Raw genomic sequence first — 18,696 nt, 5'->3', positions numbered from 1 at the left:
CATCGCGAGGTGGGCGCTCCGGCCCGTCGAGCCGTGATGTACCGCCCTTACCGCCCCCACCCGTCGCACTCCCGGGCGTTCCGTCGCCGTCCGTCTCCTTCCCCGGCGTTCCGTCCCCGTCCCTCTCGTGCCCGGGTATCCCGATGCCGGGCCGTTCCCGCCCCATGAAGTTCCTCCTGGCCCCCGCCGTCCGATGTTTTCGTCGGCCTCGTCGTCCTCGTGACCGTCACTGTCCGGTCACCTGTGCCCGACTGCCCCGGCCGGTCCCGCTCACACCGTGGGGGTCGCGGAAATCGGGGAACCCGCACCAGGGCACACGTATCGAGGCGAGCGGGTCGGGAAGGGCGAGCACGGTGAGTGGCGGCGAAGGCAACGAGGAGTACGGCCGGAAGCGGTTCGAGCGGTCGGCGAGCCATTTCACGGACCGCATCACCGCCGACGGCCGGGACGGCCGGCGGGTGGAGGCGGGCCGGTACCGGCTGGTCGTCAGCAGGGCCTGCCCCTGGGCGAGCCGGGCGGTGATCTCGCGGCGGCTGCTGGGGCTGGAGGACGCCCTGTCGATGGCGATCGCCGACCCCGTCCAGGACGACCGCAGCTGGCGGTTCACCCTGGACCCGGACGGACGCGACCCCGTGCTCGGCATCCGGTTCCTGAAGGAGGCGTACGACGCGCGGGAGAGCGACTACCCGGGCGGGGTGAGCGTCCCGGCGGTCGTGGACGTGTCGAGCGGGAAGCTCGTCACCAACGACTACCAGCGGCTCACCCTCGACCTCGCCACCGAGTGGACCGCCCTGCACCGCCCGGGCGCGCCCGAGCTGTACCCCGAGGGGCGGCGCGACGAGATCGACGCGGTGATGGCGGAGGTCTACGAGGACGTCAACAACGGCGTGTACCGGGCGGGGTTCGCCACGGAGCAGAAGGAGTACGAGGAGGCGTGCACCCGGGTGTTCCGGCGGCTGGAGGCGCTGTCGGAGCGGCTCGCGGGGCAGCGGTACCTGGTCGGGGAGACGATCACGGAGGCGGACATCCGGCTGTTCACGACGCTGGTGCGTTTCGACCCCGTCTATCACGGTCACTTCAAGTGCAATCGCTGGAAGCTGGCGGAGGACCCGGTGCTGTGGGCGTACGCGCGTGATCTGTTCCAGACCCCCGGGTTCGGTGACACCGTCGACTTCGACCACATCAAACGGCACTACTACCGGGTGCACACGGGCATCAATCCGACCGGCATCGTGCCGCTCGGGCCCGATCTGTCGGGCTGGCTCACGCCGCACGGCCGCGCGGATCTGGGCGGCCGCCCGTTCGGCGACGGCACGCCGCCCGGGCCGGTGCCCGCCGCCGAGGTCGTGCCCCCGCGGGGGCGGGCCTGACGCCGGCCGTACGGCGACGCTTCAGACCGCAACGCGAAGGAGGAAGGCCAAGTGTCCAAGAAGAAGAAACTGCCCCTCGCCTACAAGCCCGTCGGTTTCGCCCTCGGCTGGGTGAGCGGTGCGCTGGCCTCGATGGCGTTCCAGAAGACGTGGAAGGTGATCCGGCACGAGGACGACGCGCCGGACGCGCTGGACCGGGATCGCGGCTGGGGCGAGATCCTGCTGGCTGCGGCCGTGCAGGGTGCGATCTTCGCGGTCGTGCGCAGCGCGGTGGACCGCACGGGCGCGAAGGCCATCGAGCGGTCCACCGGCGTGTGGCCGGCCCCGGAGAAGGGGGGCCGGGACTGAGCCTGACGGGGGTCAGCCCTGCTTGGGGGCCGTGGGGTGTTCGCGGCGCAGGGTGAAGGAGTGGCCGGCCGGGTCGGAGTAGCCACGCTCCTCGAACGGCCCGGCCGGCTCCTTCGTGTCGACGGGGCGGCCGCCCAGCGAGACGATGCGCCGCTCGGCCTCGTCGAGGTCGTCGACGTAGAAGTCCAGATGGGCCTGGAGGGAGTTCTCGGGGCGCGGCCAGCTCGGCGGGGTCGCGTTCACATCGCGGCGGAAGGCCATCCGGGTGCCGCATTCCCCCTGGATCTCGACGCGGTTGGCGGTCGCGTCCGTCTCCTCCGCGTCCAGCAGCTCCTTGTAGAACGCCGCGAGCTTCTCGGGCTCGGCGCAGTCCAGCACCACGAGTCCTGCCCGTACCAGTGCCATGTCTCTCCTCCGCGCGGTCTCCGGACGCGGGCGGACCCCCGGCGCCCATACGCTCCCCGGGTACCCCGATCGCCCGCGCCCACCGGCGTACGGACCCCCTCTGTTTCCTGGACAGTTGTCCAGCTATAGTGGACACCTGTCCAAGAAGTTGGCGACGGTGCCGAGTGGGTTACGGAGGCTGTTGAGCATGGAGATCCTGGCTAGTGCGCTGGTTGCGCTGGTGGCGGTGGAGCACCTGTACATCCTGGTGATGGAGATGTTCCTGTGGCAGAAGGCGCCGGGGATGAGATTCCACGGGTTCGACGCGGACATGGCGCAGCGGACGGCGGCGATGGCGGCCAACCAGGGCCTCTACAACGGCTTCCTCGCGGCGGGCCTGGTGTGGGGCCTGATCGCGGACGACCCGACCGGGTTCCGCGCCCAGATCTTCTTCCTGAGCTGCGTCGTCGTCGCCGGTGTGTACGGCGCCGCCACCGCCAACCGCCGGATCCTCGTCATGCAGGCGCTGCCCGCCGCGCTCGCCCTGGCCGCCGTCCTCGTCGCCGGATGACCGCGGAGGATCCCCGGGCCGCCCGCACCCGGGCCAAGCTGCGGGAAGCCCTCCTCGACGAGTGCGCCCGGCGCCCCCTGGACGAGGTCAGCGTGGCCGCGCTGGTCCGCCGGGCGGGGGTCGGCCGGGCCACGTTCTATGTGCACTACGCCGACCTGGAGGCGCTGGCGGTGGACGCCTGCGCCGACGTCGTACGGGAGGCCGTGGAGGCGCTGCACGCCTGGCGCGGCCGTCCCGACCCGGTACGGGCCCCCGCGGCCCTGGTGGAGTTCTTCGCGTCGCTCACCCCGCACACCGCCCTGTACCGCACCCTGCTGGCCCCCGGCGGCAGCGGCCCGCTCGGGCGGGTGCTGTACCAGGACCTGCGGGCGTTCAGCCTCCGCGAGCGCGAGCTGGCGGGGGCCGCGGACGCGCCGCTGGTGGCGTCGGCCGTGGCCGCCACCTTCGCGGGGGTCCTCGCCGACTGGCTGCACGGCCGGATCGAGGCCACCTCGGAGGAGATCGCCCACCAGTCGTGGCAACTGCTCGTCGCCCTGCACCGCAGCCGGTGAGCCCCCGCCCGGCCCGCCGCCCCGCGCCGACGCGGTCCATGGGCGTCCGCCCCACGCCGACACGGTGAGCCCCCGGTCAGGCGCAGCCGTGGCCCTCGGCCACCCGGGGCCACAGCTCGACGCCGTCCGGGGTGCGGACGTACGCCTTCGACGGGTCGTCCTCGACCAGCCACAGCTCCCAGTCCTCGTCCTCGTAGCGGTACCCGGTGTCGCGGGCCGCCTCGGGCAGGCGGACGTCGCCGTCGTAGGCGGAGGTGAGCATCCCGTCGGGGAGGACGCCCTCGGGGTCACGGCCGTACAGTCCGCTGCCGTCGGCCCCGTCCCGGCCCGTCGACAGGAAGTGGGCCTTCTGCCAGTCGCAGTGCTCCGCGCCCTCGGAGCTGTGCACGGTGGTGATCGGCACCCGTCGGCCCTTGGCGTCGGTCCAGATCTCGTACCACTGGGAGTCCGTGTAGCTCGCGGGCAGTTCGGCCGGGTCGCAGGACGCGCTGGTCTCGGGGCCCCAGCCGGGGCTGCCCTCGCGGTCCTTGGCGACGATCACGGCGACCTTGGTGCGGCCGTCGACGTCGTACGAGAAGAGGGCCCGGTCCTTCTCCTCGCGCTCCAGGCGGTAGCCCTCCCGCGGTACGTCGGGCTGCTCGATGTCGAAGTACGCCTCCAGCCCCTCCTCGGGCGTCTCTCCCCCGTCGTCCTTGCCCCAGCCGCCCGGGCCGCCGCCGCCCGAGTAGAGCTCGCCGTCGCACTCCAGCGCCCGGCCGGCCGCGCCCGACTCCGTCCGCATCGCTTCGGCGCCGTCCTCGTCGACCTCCTTGTGCGGCACGTACAGCGGTCCGTCGTACGGAGTGGCGGGCGGTGTCCCGGTGATCACCGCGTTGTTCTCCCCGTCGGCGCCGCAGCCCACCGCCAGCGCGGCCAGGGCGACCGCCGCCACCATGAGCCCTCTGCGCATTCCCCACCCCTTGCTCGCTTTGGAACATGCTCTCCCTCCTCCGACGCCGCAGGGGCGCCGGACGTTCGACGGCCCGGTGGGTGACCTGGTACGGGGTCAGCCACCGGGCCGGAGCCACGCGGGGAGTGCGCGGCTCGGAGGGAGGGCTCGGGCTCGAAGGGAGGACTCGGGTCAGAACGTCAGAACGGGCTTGATGCTGGTGCCGTCGCTCATCTCGGCCACCGCCCGGTCGATGTCCTCGAACTTGTAGCGGCTGATCAGGCGCTCCAGCGGAAGCTTGCCGTCCTTGACCAGCTGGACGAGGACAGGGATGGCGGTCTGGATCTCGTTGTCGCCGAGGGTGAGACCGACGACGCGCTTGCCGCCGAGCATGCCGTTGACGTCGAGGGAGACCTCGGTGCCGAACGGCGGGGCGCCGACGATGACGAGGGTGCCGCGTGCGGCCAGGGCGTCCACGCCCTTGCGCAGGACGAAGACGCTGCCGGTGGTCTCCACGGCGCCGTCGACGCCCTGGCCGCCGGTGATCTCCATGACGGCCTCGGCGATGTCGGCGACCTCGCTCGCGTTCACCGTGTGCGTGGCGCCCAGTTCCTTGGCCAGCTCCAGGCGCCCGGCGACCTTGTCGACGGCGATGACCGTGGTCGCCGGGGTGAGGGCGGCGGCCATGACGGCGGACAGGCCGACGGCTCCGGCGCCGAGGACGAGGAGCGTGCTGCCCGCCCGGGGTTCCAGCACGTTCCATACGGCGCCCACACCGGTCTGGACGCCGCAGCCCAGCGGGGCGATGGAGTCCAGCGGCACGTCGGGGTCGACCTTGACGAGGCCGCGCTCGTCGACCAGGGCGCGCTCGGCGAAGGACGACTGGCCGAAGAAGTGGCCGCCGAGGTCCTGTCCGTCGCGGCTGATGGTGCTGGTGCCGTCGGCGCGGCGGCCGCCGATCAGGTTCAGCGGCAGCCAGGTGGCGCAGTACGCCGGGTGCCCGTCACGGCAGTTGCGGCAGCTGCCGCAGGAGGTGAAGGACAGCACGACGTGGTCGCCCGGCTCGACGGAGGTGACGCCGGGACCGACGGCCTCGACGACACCGGCGCCCTCGTGGCCGAGGACGCCCGGCAGGGGGAAGGGCAGCGCGCCGCTGGCGACACCGAGGTCGGTGTGGCAGAGCCCGGCGGCGACCATGCGGACCAGCGCCTCGCCCGGACCCGGCTGGTCGAGGACGACCTCGGAGAGGGTGAAGGGCGCGCCGCCGGACTCGACCACGGCGGCACGTGTGGTGGTGGACATGCTCGTGTACTCCTTCTTCGGTGGCGGGCCGCCGGAGCGCCGCGGCCCGCCGGTGGTCCCGGGAGGGCGCTCAGTCGAGCGAGACGACGACGGACTTGACCTTGGTGTAGGACTCCAGGGCCTCGGGGCCGTACTCCCGCCCGAAGCCGGAGGACTTCACACCGCCGAAGGGCACGGCCGGGTCGAGCATGGCCCAGTCGTTGATCCAGACGATGCCCGCCTCCAGTTGATCGGCGACGCGGTGGGCGCGGGCCAGGTCCGTGGTCTGCAGGCCCGAGGCGAGGCCGTACGGGGTGGAGTTGGCGAGGGCGACGGCCTCGTCCTCGGTGTCGAAGGGCTGCACGGTGAGGACCGGGCCGAAGACCTCCTCCTGGACGACGCGGGAGTCGTTCGCGAGGTCGGCGATGACGGTGGGCTTGTAGTAGAAGCCGCCGTTCAGGTCGAGGCGCTCGCCGCCGCAGACGATGCGGGCGCCCTCCTTGCGGGCCAGCTCGACGTACTCCTCGACCTTCCTCAGGTGCCGCTCCCCCGCCATCGGGCCGACCACGGTCTCGGGCTGCCGGGGGTCGCCGACGGGCACACCGGGCACGGCGCCGGCGAGGATGCCGACGACGGTCTCGTACAGCGGGCGGGCGACGAGCAGACGGGGGCCGCCCATGCAGAACTGGCCGGTGTTGAAGACGAAGCCCTTGATGATCGCGCCGACGGCCTTCTCGATGTCGGCGTCCTCGAAGACGATGTGGGCCGCGTTGCCGCCGAGTTCCATCGTGACCGGCTTCAGGCCCTCACCGGCGACGCTCGCCGCGTGCCGGCCGACGGCGGTCGAGCCGGTGAACGCGATCTTGTCGACATCGGGGTGGCGGAGCAGGGCCTCACCGGCGACCGGGCCCGTGCCGGTGACGACGTTGTAGACGCCGTCGGGGACGCCGGCCTTCTTGAGCAGCTCCGCCATGTAGAGGGCGCTGAGCGGCGTCTCCTCGGCGGGCTTGTGGACGACCGTGTTGCCGGCCGCGAGCGCCGGGGCGATCTTGCTGCCGGCGAGGATGAGCGGGAAGTTGAAGGGGGTGATCGCGCCGACGACGCCGATCGGACCGCGCTTGGTGTAGGCGAGGCGGTTCATCGGGACGTCGCGGTTGCCGCCGTCCAGGGTCCAGGCGAGGGAGGCGTAGTACTCGTAGTCGTTGGCGGCGTTCGTCACGTCGACGGCGTGGCAGAGCGTGATGGGCTTGCCGACGTCCTGGCTCTCCAGTGCGGCGATGTCGTCGGCGTTCTCACGGATCAGCTGGGCGACCCGGTGGAGCACCCGGCCGCGCTCCCGGCCGCTCAGCCGGGACCAGGCTCCGCTGTCGAAGGCCTCACGCGCGGCCCGTACGGCGTCGTCGACGTCGGCGGCGCCCGCTTCCGCGACGGTCGTGACCACCTGCCCCGTGGACGGGTCGACCACGTCCGTCCGTGCCCCGTCGGCCGCATCGCGCCACTGTCCACCGATGAACAGCCGCCCCGGTCCGCTCTCGAAGGTGGTCGTCATTGCCCACTCCCCAGCCTTGATCGCCAAGTGTTCAACAAACAGGAATCCTGTTGGTCCGCAGTCTCAACACACACAGGTTTCCTGTCAATGCCTTACGCTGACCCCCATGGTCGGCACCAAGGCACCCCCGTCCCTGCTCTATATGGTCAAACAGGTCGAGCTGGTTGTCCGCTCGCACCTGGACGAGCTGGTGAGACCGGCCGGGATCACGGCCCTGCAGTACACCTCCCTGACCGTGCTGGAGCGGCACGACGGGCTCTCGGCGGCGCAGCTCGCCCGCGACTCGTTCGTCACCGCCCAGTCCATCGCGGATCTGGTCCGCAGCCTCGAGAACCGCGGCCTGGTGCGCCGGGAGCGCAACCCGCGCAACCGGCGCGAGCTGCGGATCCTGCTCACCGACGACGGACGCGAGCTGCTCGCCCGCTTCGCCGAACCGGTGCGTGACCTGGAGGAACGCATGATCCGCGAGCTCACCGCACACCAGGCCGAACAGTTCCGGCAGGCCCTGTCCAAGGCATGGCAGGCGCTGTCGTAGACCGTGGTGCGCAAAATTCCGGACGACCGGCCGAAGAAATCAAAGACATATGTCAATCGAACATGCTGAAATTCACCCTGACGGGGGTAACTTGCAGAGCGGGGACGGGTTTTGCCCTCACACAGTCCGGTTGGAGGCGATGCCGTCGTGTCGAGCGACCCCACACCTCCGGGCACCGGCCATCTGCGCGTGCGCGAGGACCGCGGCCGCACCGTGCTCGAACTCCACGGCGAGATCGACATCGCGGCGGCCGTGGAGATCATCCCGCACCTGGACGCGCTGACGGGCCGCCCCGGCGCACGGATCGTGATCGACCTCAGGCACGTCGAGTTCTTCGACTGCTCCGGCCTGCGCCTGCTCCACCGGGCCCGGCACCGGGTCCTCGACCGGGGCGGTGAGCTGCGCCTGGTCTGCACCCATCCACTGACCCTGCGCGTCCTGAAGGTCACGGGCCTGTCCCGGCTGCTGCCTCCGGCGCCCTCGCTCGACGCGGCCCTGGAACAGCCCGAGGCCACCTCCGGCACGTTATGACGCGCTTCAGAGGCCCCTTCCTCGCGAACGGCCTCTGAAGCGCGATCCCACGCGCCGCGGCCTCGCTCGCCGCGACCTCGCTCGCCGCAATCCCTCTCGCCGTGCCCGCCCGCCCAGGGCCGCCCCGCGTCCACGCTTCCGGACGGGTCCTACGGCCGCTCGGCGTCGCCCCGGAGCCCGAGCCTCGTGATCGTGCGGCGGAGCGCGGTGCGGATCGCCTGCGTCGTCGACGGGTCGAGCGGCGTGGAGAGATGGTCGATCTCCAGCCCCGCGACGACCGAGAGAAGGATCTCCGCGTCCGTCTCGGGATCGTCCGAGCCGAGCCGGCTCGCGACGTGGCCGACCTGGATCTGCAGCGCCTGGCGCCAGGCGCGCGAGACGCGCGCGAGATCCGGCCTGCGGGTCGCCTCGATCAGGAACTCGTACTCCGCGACCAGGCTCGTCCGCGCCTCGGTCAGTCCATGCCGGATGAACGCCGTGAGGTGCTCGGCGACGTCGTCGGCATGGTCGCCACTCCCGACACCCGCGAACGCCGCGAGGACCCGGTCGGCCTCCCGCCGCGTGTGCAACTCGAACGCCTCGAGGATCAGGTCGTCCTTGGTCTTGAAGTAGTAGCCGAGAGCCCCCAGCGGCAACCCCGCTTCCGTCGCGATGGCACGCATGGAGAGCCCGGCGAGCCCCTTGTCCCCGATGACCCGCAGGGCCGCTTCGAGGATGGCCGCTTTGCGGACCCCACCGCGCTCGGTCAGGACAGGGGTGTCTCGCTGCGGGGCGGATCCGCCGGGCCGGCTCATGTCTGTCCTCGTCCCTCTCACCTGTGGGTGACCCGCCCGTGCGGTGGGCCGACGCATCATACCTTTCCCGGAACTTGAACGAACGTACAACTCATTCCAGGAGGTAGCTTCCGCTCGGGACTCGGACCGATGACAGCCCCTGACCCATCAACTAGCTCATCGATCTGCCCAACAAGCGGTGAGCGGGCAGGCCGTTGTCACCTTCGGCCCACTGCTCTACTGTGACGAACGTCCAACTCAGTCACGCCATCGGGCGTCCCGTGATTCGAGGGTGAGCACCGCATGAACCCGACCAGCACCGACGGCCGGCCTGTCGCGATCGTCACCGGGGTCGGCAGCGCGTCCGGCATCGGCTACGCCTGCGCCAGAAGGCTCGCCGAGGACCACACGCTGTTGATCACCTCGACCACCGGGCGGATCCACGAGCGGGTGGCCGAGCTGGCGGGGCGCTGCACCGTGCGGGGGATCGCGGGCGATCTCACGGATCCGCGGTTCGCCGAGTCGGTGGTGGCCGAGGCGATGGACGCGTTCGGCCGGGTCGACGTTCTCGTCAACAACGCCGGTATGGCTTCCGTGGTCCAGCCCGAGGATCCGTCGAGCCTTGCGACGGCCTCCGACGACCAGTGGCGTTCGGCGCTCTCGCGCAACCTCGACACCGCGTTCTACATGACCCGCGCCGCGCTCCGGCCGATGCTCGACCGCGGGTACGGCCGGGTGGTGAACATGTCGTCGCTCTCGGGTCCGGTGATGGCCTACCAGGGCGATGTCGCCTATCACGCGGCCAAGGCGGGCCTGATCGGTCTCACCCGGTCCGCGGCCATGGACACGGCGTCGCGGGGCGTCACGGTCAACGCCGTGGCCCCCGGCTGGATCGCGACCGGAGGGCTCGACGAACACGTGGACGCCCTCGGGGCGGCGACGCCGGTGGGTCGCGCGGGGCGTCCCGACGAAGTGGCCGGCCTGGTGGCGTTCCTGGCCTCGCCGGAGTCGTCCTACGTCACGGGACAGCTGTTCGTGGTGGACGGCGGCAACTCCATCCAGGAGGAACGCGGGCTGGGCCCGGCAGGCGGCCCCCTGACCCTGTTCGCGCGGTAGCCCGTGAGACGCGCGTTCTCCCTTGTCCACCCGTCTGTCCACCCGTCATGCCCCTAGTCAGGAGAAACGAAGGATGGATCTGAACTATCTGTCGGCCGACGAGATGCTGGGAGCGTTTCGGCGGCGCGAGCTGTCCCCGGTGGAGGTCCTGGACTCTCTGATCGAACGGGTCGCCAAGACCAGCGAGGTCAACGCCGTCGCCGAGGAGATGTTCGACGAGGCCCGCGATGTCGCGCGGGCCGCCGAGGCCAGGTACGCGGGGAAGGGCCCGGCGCCCCGGGCGCTCGAAGGTGTCCCGGTCGCGGTGAAGGAGGAGATGCCGATCGCCGGCAGGTCCCATCGCCTGGGCTCCCTGCTGACCGAGGGCAACGTCGCGACGCAGACGCAGCCCATGGTCCAGCGACTGATCGACGCCGGCGCGGTCCTGCACCTGCGGACCACGACGCCGGAGTTCTCGATCGCCGTGACCACCCACTCCGAACTGTGGGGCGTCACCCGCAATCCTTGGAACCTCGACTACAGCCCCGGCGGTTCGTCGGGCGGCTCGGGCGCGGCACTGGCCGCGGGACTCGCCCCGCTGGCCACCGGCTCCGACATCGCGGGCTCCATCCGGGTTCCGTCGGCTCTGTGCGGCGTCGTCGGGTTCCGGCCCCCCTACGGACGGGTGCCGTCGCTGCCGCCGCTCAGTCTCGACACCTACTGCCAGGACGGGCCGATGGCGCGCACGGTCACCGACTGCGCCCTGTTCCAGAACGTGATCGCCGGGCCGGACCCCGTGGACCACGTCTCGGTACCGGCTGCTCCACCGCTCCCGACGACCTTCGGATCGTGTGCGGGACTGAGGGTCGCGCTCGCCGTCACCATCGGTGACTTCCCCGTCGTCCCCGAGGCGGCGGCCAACATCGAGCGCTTCGCGAGCGCCCTGCGGGACGCCGGAGCCGAGGTGACCCCGGTCGAGATCCCGATCACCCGCCAGTCGATCATGGCCACCGCGATGGCGCACTACGGCCTCCTCCTCGGGCCGTCCGTACGGGAGTGGGCACCGGCCGACGACCCGCGGTGGTCACGGAACGTCCTCGATGTCGTCGAGGCGTGCGGGGCGGCCCTGGAGAGCGTCGGGGCCCTGCGGATCGTGGAAGAGGAGGGCCGCATGCACGCCGTGCTCGCCGAGATCCACCGCGACCACGACGCCATCATCTGCCCGACCATGGCCACCACCGGCTACCCGGCGGACGCCACGGCCGCGGAGTCCGTCGAACTCGCCGAGGGCGTGCGGTTCGCCAACCTCGTCAGCCAGTGCCTGACCCAGCTCTTCAACATCGCGAGCCGGCATCCGGTCCTCAACGTGCCCTCGGGTCGCGCGGGCAACGGAGTGCCGACCGGTGTGCAGATCGTCGCCCGGCCGTTCGACGATCTGACCGCGTTCCGCCTCGGGGCGGCCGCCGAGGCACGTCTCGGCCTCTGGAGCGACCCGGACTGGCGGCCCAGGCTGGCCCACCACGGCTGAGGGGCGACGGCCGTTCACCGACGACGCCGTGGTCGACGTCGCCACCCGCGTCGCGCCCGGCCCCGGCCCGATGCTGTCGGAGGACGACGCGGCCCGCCTCCTGCGCGAGCTCGACGCCCTGCCCGCACGCTTCCCCGAGATCGGCGCCGTCCACGGAGAGGACCTCTACCGCGGTGTCGACTCCCGGCATGATCGTCACCTCGGTCGTCCACCTGGCGCTCGTCCGCGTCGGCCGCGGCGCTCGTGGCGAGTCCCGCACGGTCGTCGCGCGTCCCTACCGGGCATCTCCCCTGTGACCTGAGGCGCCCGGCGCCACGAATGCTCAGTGACCCGGCAGCGCGTCGAACAGCGCGCTGACGGACTCGCCGTTGTGGATCCGGCGCACTGCCTCGGCGAAGGCGGGGGCGATGGAGAGGACCCGCAGTTTCTCGGTGCGCTCCTCGACCGGCACGGGCACCGTGTTGGTGCACACGATCTCCAGGACGTCCGGCTGCTCGCCCAGCCGTTTGAGGGCCCCGGCCGCGAACAGCCCGTGGGTGCAGGCCACCCGGATCGAGCGCGGCCCCAGCTCCCGCAGCCGCTGGAGGAGTTCCAGGACGGTACTGCCCTTGGCGATCTCGTCGTCGAGCACGATGACGTCCCGCCCGGCGACCTCGCCGATCACCGAGCTGATGCTCACCCGGTCGTCCGCGAAGCGCTGCTTGGCCCCCGCGGCGACCTGCGCGCCGATCATCCGCGCGAACGCCGCCGCCTCCTTGGCGTTGCCCAGGTCCGGGGAGACGACCGTCGTACGGCTCAGGTCGTACTGGCGGAAATGCGCGGCCAGCTCCCGCAGTGCGTGCAGATGATCGACCGGCACCGAGAAGAAGCCGTGCACCTGCGGCGAGTGCAGGGTCATCGTGAGCACCCGCCCGGCCCCCGCCGAGACCAGCAGATCCGCGACGAGACGACCGCCGATGGAGATGCGCGGGGCGTCCTTCTTGTCGGAGCGGGCGTACGAGTAGTGCGGCATGACCACGGTGATCCGGCCCGCCGAGGCGCCGCGCGCCGCGTCGCACATCAGGAGCAGTTCGACGAGGTGCTCCTGCACCGGCGCGACCAGCGGCTGCACCAGGAACACGTCCCGCTCCCGGCAGTTGCCCTGGAGCTGCACCTCCAGACAGTCGTTCGCGAACCGGCTCACCCGGGACGGGCTCAGCGGCACCCCGAGGTGCGCGCAGATCTCTTCCGCCAGTTCGGGGTGGGCGCTGCCGGTGAAGACGGCGATGTCACGCACGGTCGGCTCCTCGCATGAACATGATCAATACGGGTTGCGCGGCTCATGCTACTGGCCGTCCCTTCTACGCCGTTTCGGGCGTCCGCTGCGGGACGAAGGGCGCCGCCGGTCCTACGGCGAAGTACGGACAATCCTCAACTCCGCGTTCCCCCAAGGTCTCTGCGGGCATTCGTTGAATCAGGAAGGAGGGCCGTCGACATGACGACGTCCATCAAGCGCACGCGTCTGCCCGGCTGGGCCAAGGTGCTCATAGCCGTGGTGGTCCTCATCGTGGTGCTGCTGGCCGCGCTGAGGTTGCTGGTCTTCAAGGGGTTCGACGACATGTTCGGCACCGAGGAGCACGACCGCTCGGGGCCCACCCTGCTCCGGTCCATCCAGGACATGAGCCGCTACGAGGCCGCCTCGGGCAACTTCCAGGTGGTCGTCGACCTGGAGAAGGACGCCAAGTACCTGCCGGACGCGATCCGCGGCACCCGCACGCTGTACGTCGGCGCGGGCACCGTCGACGCCTATGTCGACCTCGGCAAGGTCGGCGACGACGACGTGAAGGTGAACAAGGACCGCACATCGGCCACCATCAACCTCCCGCACGCCCGGCTCGGCACCCCCGCCCTCGACACCGAGCACTCCTACGCCGTCTCCAAGCAGCGCGGCCTCCTCGACCGTCTCGGCGACCTGTTCTCCGACAACCCCAACAGCGAGCAGGCCGTCCAGCGGCTGGCCGTCAAGCACATCGGCGACGCCGCCGAGGACAGCCGGCTGACGGACCGCGCCGAGGCCAACACCACCGACATGCTCGAAGGGCTGCTGAAGTCCCTGGGCTTCAAGGAGGTGAAGGTGATCTACGGCGGCTGACCCGCTCACCGGGACCTCCCGGAGCGCGCATCGCAGGCCGCTTCAGGGGTAACCGCCTTGGTACACAAGGAAGTTGAAACTGGGAGGGTTGGATGGCCCGTACGACCTCACGTTCCCGGTCCACCGTCTCGGGCCGCCGTTCGCCGACCGCGCAAGGCGATCGACGGCCCCTTCCGCTGCCCGTGCGGGTGCTGGTGATGGCGCTGGCCTTCGCGGCCATGGTGGCGTTCGGCGCGGTGCTGGCGGGGCTCACGCTCCAGCCGTCACCGGCGTCGGAGGCCCTCACGCACAGCAACCTGCGCCCCGGCAGCTCCCTGGAGCTCTACTGGCACCACCCGTCCCCTCGTGACGCCGTCAAGCAGCTCGGCGGGAACGTCCTGCTGGGGGTGCCCTTCGGCATCCTGCTGCCGGTGCTGGCGCCGGGGACCCGCGGACTGCTGCGGGTGCCCGCGCTGACGGCCCTGATGATGCTGCTGGTCGAACTGGTGCAGGGCGCAGTGGTGACCGGCCGCGCGTTCGACATCGACGACGTCATCCTCAACACCACGGGAGCCCTGCTGGGCTATCTGCTGCTCGGCCGGCGGCTCGGCCGGGCCGTGCACGCACCCGCCGCGCGGAAGCGGCCCAAGACCCCGCGCGGCGGCACCGCCGGGCGGCCGCGGGGTGCCGGCAAGCCGGCGTCCCGCAAGGTCGCCTGGCGCCTGCCCCGCCGGGCCAAGGGAGGGGCCGGCGCCGCCGAACGGGCTAGCGCGGCGTCCAAGTGAACTTGTCGCCGCCCACCCAGCGCACCTGCTCCGGGTCGTCGAGGTCATGGACGGTGATCCCGTACGCCGCGGCGGCCTGGAGCACGTCCGTCATCGCCTTGGCCTCGCCGACCACCTGACCGTCGATCTCCACGATGCGGAACGGCGGCGTACCCGGCTGCACCCCGAGCACCATGACCCGGGGGTGGGAGATGTAGGGACTCGCGATTTCCGTCATGTCTAGAGCGTAGGCCCGTTCCGCCGTCCGTGACCGGGCGGCGGACGGCCGCCGTGCGGGTACCCGGCGCCTGGGCGAGTCTGTAAAGCGGAACGCTGGAGGTGCCATGGATCCCGTCGAGGCCCTGGAGCGGATCGCCTTCCTGCTGGAGCGGGACCGGGCCCCCACGTATCGGGTACGGGCGTTCCGTACGGCCGCAGAGGTGCTCGGCGCGTTTCCGGCGGACGAGGTGGCCGAGCGGGCGGTCTCGGGGTCGCTGGAGTCGCTGAAGGGGATCGGGCCGAAGACCGCGCAGGTGGTGCGGGAGGCGCTGGCCGGGCAGGTGCCGGACTATCTGGGGAAGCTGGAGCGGGAGGCCGAGACCCCGCTCACGGACGGCGGCCACCGGCTGAGGGAGCTGATCCGGGGCGACTGCCATGTGCACTCGGACTGGTCGGACGGGGGCAGCCCGATCGAGGAGATGGGGCGGACCGCCGCACGCCTCGGCCACGAGTGGGCGGTCCTCACCGACCACTCGCCCCGGCTGACCGTCGCGCGTGGCCTGTCCCCCGAGCGGCTGCGCGAGCAGTTGGACGTGGTGGCCGCGCTGAACGAGACCTGGGCGCCGTTCCGGCTGCTCACGGGCATCGAGTGCGACATCCTCGACGACGGCTCGCTGGACCAGGAACCCGAGCTGCTGGACCGCCTCGACGTCGTCGTGGTGTCGGTGCACTCCAAGCTGCGGATGGACGCCCGGTCGATGACCCGGCGCATGGTCGCCGCGGTCCGTGACCCGCGCTCCGACGTGCTGGGGCACTGCACGGGGCGGCTGCTCACAGGGCAGGGCCGGCCGGAGTCGGAGTTCGACGCGGACGCGGTGTTCGCGGCCTGCGCGGAGACCGGCACGGCCCTGGAGATCAACTCCCGGCCGGAGCGACTGGACCCGCCCCGGCGGCTGCTGCGGCGGGCGGTGGAGGCCGGGGTGCTGTTCTCCGTGGACACGGACGCGCACGCGCCGGGGCAGCTCACCTGGCAGATCCACGGGTGTGCGCGAGCCGAGGAGTGCGGGGTACCCGAGGACCGGGTGGTGACGACGTGGGGCGTGGAGGACCTGCTGCGGTGGGCCCACGACCGGGAGGTACCCGTGCCGGGCGCCCCGCGGGCAGCACCGCCCCTTTCGGAACGCGAGAAGTGACACCCGATGCGAGGAAAGGTGCGTCATGGCCAAGGCCGCTGTGTTCGATGTCGACGGGACCCTCGTCGACACCAACCATCTGCATGTGGTCGCCTGGTGGGAGGCGTTCCGTCAGGCCGGGCACCAGGTGGCGATGCACGACATCCACCGGGCGGTGGGGTTGCCGTCGCGGGACCTGATCACCCATGTGCTGGCCGAGGAGCCGAAGCCGGAGGAGAGCGACGCGCTGAGCGCGGCGCACAAGGCGTTGTACGGGACGTACTTCGAGCGGTTGCCCCCGCTGCCGGAGGCCGGACGGCTGCTGCGGCGGCTCGACGGGCAGGGCTGGCGGGTGGTGCTGGCGACGTCCGCCAGCGGGCTGGAACTGGCCGCGCTGCGGCGCGCGATCGGCGCGGACGACGCCATCATGGCGACGGCGAGCGCGGAGGACGTGGCCGAGGGCAAACCGGCCCCCGACCCGGTGGAGCACGCGCTGGAGCTGGCGAAGGCCCCGGCCGAGCGGTCGGTGTTCGTCGGGGACACGGTGTGGGACATGCGGGCCGGCGTCCGGGCGGGGGTCCGCTGTGTGGCCGTGCTCAGCGGGGGCATCCCGCGTCCCGAGCTGGAGGCGGCCGGCGCGGAGATGGTGTTCCGGAATCCGGCGCATCTGCTGGCCGCGCTGGACGACAGCCCGCTGGGCCGCGAGGAATGACCTGACGAGGGCCGCCGCGGCCCGCCCCGGCGACGTGACGCGGATCACCGGCGAGGTGCGGATCGGAGGGAACAGCCACGGGTGGTTGCCCGTTGAACAAACCGTGGGTGTGGATGGGACAGTGTCCCCGGGCCTCACCTTCTGCGCACAGGGACGATCGTTCGGCTGAAGCCCTGTGGAGCGTTTCGCCGAGAGGCGACCGCCATCCGCACCCACACACAGACCGCCCCGACCGTGATTCCCCCGTCCGGTCGGGGCTTCTCCTTTTCGTGATGCGGGAGCGACCGGCCGTTCTCCGTGAGCGGGAGCGTCACTCGGCTTCTCGTGAGCGGGAGCGTCAGTCCGTGAGGTCCCGTGGGCCGTACAGGGCGGCGGGCGAGCCCGTCATCAGGGCCCAGTAGCGGTCGCCGTACGACCAGTGCCACCACTCGGTGGGGTAGTTGACCAGCCCGGCCTCCGTGAGGGCGGCCCCCAGGGTCTCCCGGTGGGCGCGGGCCTCGGCGGGGATGTTCCCGGCGCCCGTGTAGCAGGCGCCCGCGCTGTCCTCGGGGCTGGCGTTGACCGGCGTACCGCAGTCGAGTTCGCGGCCGTCGGCGTCGACGAGGGTCAGGTCGACGGCGGCGCCCGCCGAGTGCGGGGCCAGCTCGGGCGGCGACACATAGCGGCTGGCCGCCGTGCGGAGGCGGGCGGCGTCCCAGTCGGGGTGCAGGGCGCGCATCTCGGCCGTGTACTCGTCGAAGTACCGGCGTTGCAGGTCCGGGGGCCGGTACCCCTCGACGAACAGCAGGCGCAGACCGTCCGGCAACAGTGTCTGGGCCCGGACCAGCCTCTCCAGCACGCCCGCGCGCAGATGGGCGTAGGCACCCGTGGCGTCGGCCTTGCGGGGGTCGACCGGCAGGGGACTGTCCCGGCGTACGTCGACGAGCGGCTCGTCGCAGTCGTGCACGGGTACGGCCGCGACCTCGGGATCGGACATCAGGATGATCTCGGTCATGGGGGTGATCCTCTCGTGGGCGCGTCGGGTCACCGCGGGAATCGGCCAGACCGGCGCCCGCCGGGGAGGGCCGCCGCGTGCATCGGCGTGGTCCGGGTACTCGTGGGCGGCCCTGGAAGTCGCGGCGCGAGAGGAGTCAGCGGTGAACAAGGAGTCCGGCGACAGGATCGTGATCACGGGCGCCACCGGCAATGTCGGAACGAGCCTGGTACGGCTGCTCGCGGAGGACGAGCGGGTCGGGCAGGTGCGGGGCCTCGCCCGTCGGGTCCCCGACTGGTCGCCCGAGAAGACGGAGTGGTCGGCCGTGGACCTGGGGTCCGGGGACGCCGATCTGACGAAGGAGTTCGAGGGGGCGACGGCGGTCGTCCATCTCGCGTGGGCCTTCCAGCCCACCCATGACCCGGCCGCCACCTGGCGGACCAATGTGCTCGGCAGCATGCGGGTCTTCGAGGCGGTGGCGGCGGCGAAGGTCCCGGCCCTGGTGCACGCCTCCTCGGTCGGCGCGTACTCGCCGGGCCCGAAGGACCGGTCCGTCGACGAGTCGTGGCCGACGCACGGCTGGCCGGACGCCGCGTACTGCCGGGAGAAGGCGTATCTGGAGCGTGCCCTGGACTCCTTCGAGTACGAGCATCCCGAGGTGCGGGTGGTGCGGATGCGGCCCGCGTTCCTGTTCAAGCGGGAATCGGCGAGCGAGCAGCGCCGGATCTTCGGCGGACGTCTTCTGCCGGGGCCGCTCGCCCGGCCCGAGCTGCTGCCGTTCCTGCCCGACATCCCGGGGCTGCGGGTGCAGGCGCTGCACACCGACGACGCCGCCCACGCGTACCGGCTGGCGCTCCACTCCGATGTGCGCGGCGCCTTCAACCTGGCGGCCGAGCCGCCCGTGGACGCGGGGCTGCTGGGCGAGATGACGGGGTCGCGGCCGATGCGGCTGCCCCGGGCCGCCGTCCGGTCGGCGGTCGCCGCCGCGTGGAACCTGAGGCTGCTGCCCGCCTCGCCGCACCTCTTCGACGCGGTGCTGCGGCTGCCGCTGATGGACTGCAGCCGGGCCCGCGACGAGCTGCACTGGCGGCCCGAGCGGACGGCCGTGGAGGTGCTGGAGGAGTTCCTGGAGGGGCTGCGGCAGGGTGCTGGCGCCGACACGGAACCGCTGCGGGGCCGGAAGGTGGGCTGAGCAGCCGCCCGAAAGGTGGGCTGAGAGCGGCCCGGACATGACGGCTGGGGAGCACGCCCCCGGACATGACGGCGCCTCCCCGGGTCCCACCGGGGAGGCGCCGTCATGTC

General features: G+C 71.9%; 22 protein-coding genes. 14 read left to right on the top strand and 8 right to left on the bottom strand.

What is annotated here, in order from left to right; all coding sequences use genetic code 11:
- Positions 1-353: 353 nt before the first annotated feature.
- Together AOK23_RS18625 and AOK23_RS18620 are read left to right on the top strand one after the other, a co-directional pair.
- Positions 354-1,370: a glutathione S-transferase family protein gene (locus AOK23_RS18625; RefSeq protein ID WP_055713824.1), complete on the top strand. Its 1,017-nt coding sequence runs from the start codon at positions 354-356 to the stop codon at positions 1,368-1,370.
- Positions 1,371-1,421: 51 nt separating this feature from the next.
- Positions 1,422-1,718: a DUF4235 domain-containing protein gene (locus tag AOK23_RS18620; protein WP_055542973.1), complete on the top strand. Its 297-nt coding sequence runs from the start codon at positions 1,422-1,424 to the stop codon at positions 1,716-1,718.
- Positions 1,719-1,730: 12 nt separating this feature from the next.
- Here the strand turns inward: AOK23_RS18620 and AOK23_RS18615 are convergent, their stop codons facing one another.
- A complete protein-coding gene (locus AOK23_RS18615) occupies positions 1,731-2,123 on the bottom strand; it encodes a VOC family protein (RefSeq protein WP_055713823.1) in 393 nt (130 codons plus the stop codon).
- A gap of 187 nt (positions 2,124-2,310) precedes the next feature.
- On the opposite strand from AOK23_RS18615, the gene AOK23_RS18610 reads away from it, so the two are divergent.
- On the top strand, positions 2,311-2,673 hold the full coding sequence (locus AOK23_RS18610) for a DUF1304 domain-containing protein (protein ID WP_055542975.1): 363 nt from the start codon (positions 2,311-2,313) through the stop codon (positions 2,671-2,673).
- Positions 2,670-3,224 carry a TetR/AcrR family transcriptional regulator gene (locus AOK23_RS18605; protein WP_055713822.1) on the top strand — a complete coding sequence of 185 codons (555 nt, stop codon included), beginning with the start codon at positions 2,670-2,672 and terminating at the stop codon, positions 3,222-3,224. The genes AOK23_RS18610 and AOK23_RS18605 overlap by 4 nt, the downstream gene beginning before the upstream one ends.
- 76 nt (positions 3,225-3,300) lie before the next feature.
- Here AOK23_RS18605 and AOK23_RS18600 read toward each other — a convergent pair whose 3' ends face one another.
- The 3 genes from AOK23_RS18600 to AOK23_RS18590 form a co-directional block, all read right to left on the bottom strand.
- On the bottom strand, positions 3,301-4,173 hold the full coding sequence (locus tag AOK23_RS18600; protein ID WP_055713821.1) for a hypothetical protein: 873 nt from the start codon (positions 4,171-4,173) through the stop codon (positions 3,301-3,303).
- A gap of 171 nt (positions 4,174-4,344) precedes the next feature.
- A complete protein-coding gene (locus AOK23_RS18595; protein ID WP_055713820.1) occupies positions 4,345-5,454 on the bottom strand; it encodes an NAD(P)-dependent alcohol dehydrogenase in 1,110 nt (369 codons plus the stop codon).
- A gap of 70 nt (positions 5,455-5,524) precedes the next feature.
- Positions 5,525-6,982: an aldehyde dehydrogenase family protein gene (locus AOK23_RS18590; protein ID WP_055713819.1), complete on the bottom strand. Its 1,458-nt coding sequence runs from the start codon at positions 6,980-6,982 to the stop codon at positions 5,525-5,527.
- 106 nt (positions 6,983-7,088) lie between these two features.
- Between AOK23_RS18590 and AOK23_RS18585 the strand changes: the two genes are divergently transcribed.
- Both AOK23_RS18585 and AOK23_RS18580 read left to right on the top strand, forming a co-directional pair.
- A complete protein-coding gene (locus AOK23_RS18585; RefSeq protein ID WP_055713818.1) occupies positions 7,089-7,517 on the top strand; it encodes a MarR family winged helix-turn-helix transcriptional regulator in 429 nt (142 codons plus the stop codon).
- A 147-nt stretch (positions 7,518-7,664) separates the two neighbouring features.
- Positions 7,665-8,048: an anti-sigma factor antagonist gene (locus AOK23_RS18580; RefSeq protein WP_055713817.1), complete on the top strand. Its 384-nt coding sequence runs from the start codon at positions 7,665-7,667 to the stop codon at positions 8,046-8,048.
- Between the two features lie 149 nt (positions 8,049-8,197).
- Here AOK23_RS18580 and AOK23_RS18575 read toward each other — a convergent pair whose 3' ends face one another.
- A complete protein-coding gene (locus AOK23_RS18575; protein ID WP_055713816.1) occupies positions 8,198-8,842 on the bottom strand; it encodes a TetR/AcrR family transcriptional regulator in 645 nt (214 codons plus the stop codon).
- Positions 8,843-9,124: 282 nt separating this feature from the next.
- Here AOK23_RS18575 and AOK23_RS18570 point away from each other — a divergent pair, with 282 nt between their 5' ends.
- The 3 genes from AOK23_RS18570 (at position 9,125) to AOK23_RS51420 (ending at position 11,740) form a co-directional block, all read left to right on the top strand.
- A complete protein-coding gene (locus tag AOK23_RS18570) occupies positions 9,125-9,937 on the top strand; it encodes an SDR family NAD(P)-dependent oxidoreductase (RefSeq protein WP_055713815.1) in 813 nt (270 codons plus the stop codon).
- Positions 9,938-10,010: 73 nt separating this feature from the next.
- Positions 10,011-11,444: an amidase gene (locus AOK23_RS18565; RefSeq protein ID WP_055713814.1), complete on the top strand. Its 1,434-nt coding sequence runs from the start codon at positions 10,011-10,013 to the stop codon at positions 11,442-11,444.
- A gap of 173 nt (positions 11,445-11,617) precedes the next feature.
- Positions 11,618-11,740, top strand: coding sequence for a hypothetical protein (locus tag AOK23_RS51420; RefSeq protein WP_276205743.1), 123 nt, complete (start codon positions 11,618-11,620; stop codon positions 11,738-11,740).
- 26 nt (positions 11,741-11,766) lie between these two features.
- Here AOK23_RS51420 and AOK23_RS18560 read toward each other — a convergent pair whose 3' ends face one another.
- Positions 11,767-12,720, bottom strand: coding sequence for a ribose-phosphate diphosphokinase (locus AOK23_RS18560; RefSeq protein ID WP_055513378.1), 954 nt, complete (start codon positions 12,718-12,720; stop codon positions 11,767-11,769).
- Between the two features lie 198 nt (positions 12,721-12,918).
- Here AOK23_RS18560 and AOK23_RS18555 point away from each other — a divergent pair, with 198 nt between their 5' ends.
- Positions 12,919-13,575, top strand: a complete 657-nt coding sequence (locus AOK23_RS18555; RefSeq protein WP_055713813.1) for a DUF4230 domain-containing protein — start codon at positions 12,919-12,921, stop codon at positions 13,573-13,575.
- A 92-nt stretch (positions 13,576-13,667) separates the two neighbouring features.
- Complete coding sequence (locus AOK23_RS18550) at positions 13,668-14,339, top strand: VanZ family protein (RefSeq protein ID WP_055713812.1); 672 nt, start codon at positions 13,668-13,670, stop codon at positions 14,337-14,339.
- Here AOK23_RS18550 and AOK23_RS18545 read toward each other — a convergent pair.
- On the bottom strand, positions 14,320-14,556 hold the full coding sequence (locus AOK23_RS18545) for a hypothetical protein (protein WP_055541310.1): 237 nt from the start codon (positions 14,554-14,556) through the stop codon (positions 14,320-14,322). The two genes, AOK23_RS18550 and AOK23_RS18545, sit on opposite strands and share 20 nt — an antisense overlap.
- Before the next feature lie 106 nt (positions 14,557-14,662).
- On the opposite strand from AOK23_RS18545, the gene AOK23_RS18540 reads away from it, so the two are divergent.
- Entirely contained in the window at positions 14,663-15,730 is a 1,068-nt protein-coding gene (locus AOK23_RS18540; protein ID WP_055713811.1) for a PHP domain-containing protein, read from the top strand.
- A 25-nt stretch (positions 15,731-15,755) separates the two neighbouring features.
- A complete protein-coding gene (locus AOK23_RS18535; RefSeq protein ID WP_055713810.1) occupies positions 15,756-16,421 on the top strand; it encodes an HAD family hydrolase in 666 nt (221 codons plus the stop codon).
- A 337-nt stretch (positions 16,422-16,758) separates the two neighbouring features.
- Here AOK23_RS18535 and AOK23_RS18530 read toward each other — a convergent pair whose 3' ends face one another.
- On the bottom strand, positions 16,759-17,415 hold the full coding sequence (locus AOK23_RS18530; RefSeq protein WP_055713809.1) for a M15 family metallopeptidase: 657 nt from the start codon (positions 17,413-17,415) through the stop codon (positions 16,759-16,761).
- Positions 17,416-17,557: 142 nt separating this feature from the next.
- On the opposite strand from AOK23_RS18530, the gene AOK23_RS18525 reads away from it, so the two are divergent.
- Positions 17,558-18,586, top strand: a complete 1,029-nt coding sequence (locus tag AOK23_RS18525) for an SDR family oxidoreductase (RefSeq protein WP_055713808.1) — start codon at positions 17,558-17,560, stop codon at positions 18,584-18,586.
- Positions 18,587-18,696: the final 110 nt, after the last annotated feature.

The organism is Streptomyces torulosus (assembly GCF_001419765.1).
In the GTDB taxonomy this organism is placed as follows: domain Bacteria; phylum Actinomycetota; class Actinomycetes; order Streptomycetales; family Streptomycetaceae; genus Streptomyces; species Streptomyces torulosus.
Note: the sequence above shows the minus strand (reverse complement) of the source record. Positions and strands in the feature narration are given on the sequence as shown.

Bases quoted from the DNA above. Each gene is read 5' to 3' on its own strand.
- AOK23_RS18550 (WP_055713812.1), top strand. From the start codon at position 13,668: ATGGCCCGTACGACCTCACGTTCCCGGTCCACCGTCTCGGGCCGCCGT.
- AOK23_RS18600 (WP_055713821.1), bottom strand. From the start codon at position 4,173: ATGCGCAGAGGGCTCATGGTGGCGGCGGTCGCCCTGGCCGCGCTGGCG.
- AOK23_RS18585 (WP_055713818.1), top strand. From the start codon at position 7,089: ATGGTCGGCACCAAGGCACCCCCGTCCCTGCTCTATATGGTCAAACAG.
- AOK23_RS18530 (WP_055713809.1), bottom strand. From the start codon at position 17,415: ATGACCGAGATCATCCTGATGTCCGATCCCGAGGTCGCGGCCGTACCC.
- AOK23_RS18575 (WP_055713816.1), bottom strand. From the start codon at position 8,842: ATGAGCCGGCCCGGCGGATCCGCCCCGCAGCGAGACACCCCTGTCCTG.
- AOK23_RS18545 (WP_055541310.1), bottom strand. From the start codon at position 14,556: ATGACGGAAATCGCGAGTCCCTACATCTCCCACCCCCGGGTCATGGTG.
- AOK23_RS18610 (WP_055542975.1), top strand. From the start codon at position 2,311: ATGGAGATCCTGGCTAGTGCGCTGGTTGCGCTGGTGGCGGTGGAGCAC.
- AOK23_RS18565 (WP_055713814.1), top strand. From the start codon at position 10,011: ATGGATCTGAACTATCTGTCGGCCGACGAGATGCTGGGAGCGTTTCGG.
- AOK23_RS18595 (WP_055713820.1), bottom strand. From the start codon at position 5,454: ATGTCCACCACCACACGTGCCGCCGTGGTCGAGTCCGGCGGCGCGCCC.
- AOK23_RS18615 (WP_055713823.1), bottom strand. From the start codon at position 2,123: ATGGCACTGGTACGGGCAGGACTCGTGGTGCTGGACTGCGCCGAGCCC.
- AOK23_RS18535 (WP_055713810.1), top strand. From the start codon at position 15,756: ATGGCCAAGGCCGCTGTGTTCGATGTCGACGGGACCCTCGTCGACACC.
- AOK23_RS18605 (WP_055713822.1), top strand. From the start codon at position 2,670: ATGACCGCGGAGGATCCCCGGGCCGCCCGCACCCGGGCCAAGCTGCGG.
- AOK23_RS18570 (WP_055713815.1), top strand. From the start codon at position 9,125: ATGAACCCGACCAGCACCGACGGCCGGCCTGTCGCGATCGTCACCGGG.
- AOK23_RS18540 (WP_055713811.1), top strand. From the start codon at position 14,663: ATGGATCCCGTCGAGGCCCTGGAGCGGATCGCCTTCCTGCTGGAGCGG.
- AOK23_RS18555 (WP_055713813.1), top strand. From the start codon at position 12,919: ATGACGACGTCCATCAAGCGCACGCGTCTGCCCGGCTGGGCCAAGGTG.
- AOK23_RS18590 (WP_055713819.1), bottom strand. From the start codon at position 6,982: ATGACGACCACCTTCGAGAGCGGACCGGGGCGGCTGTTCATCGGTGGA.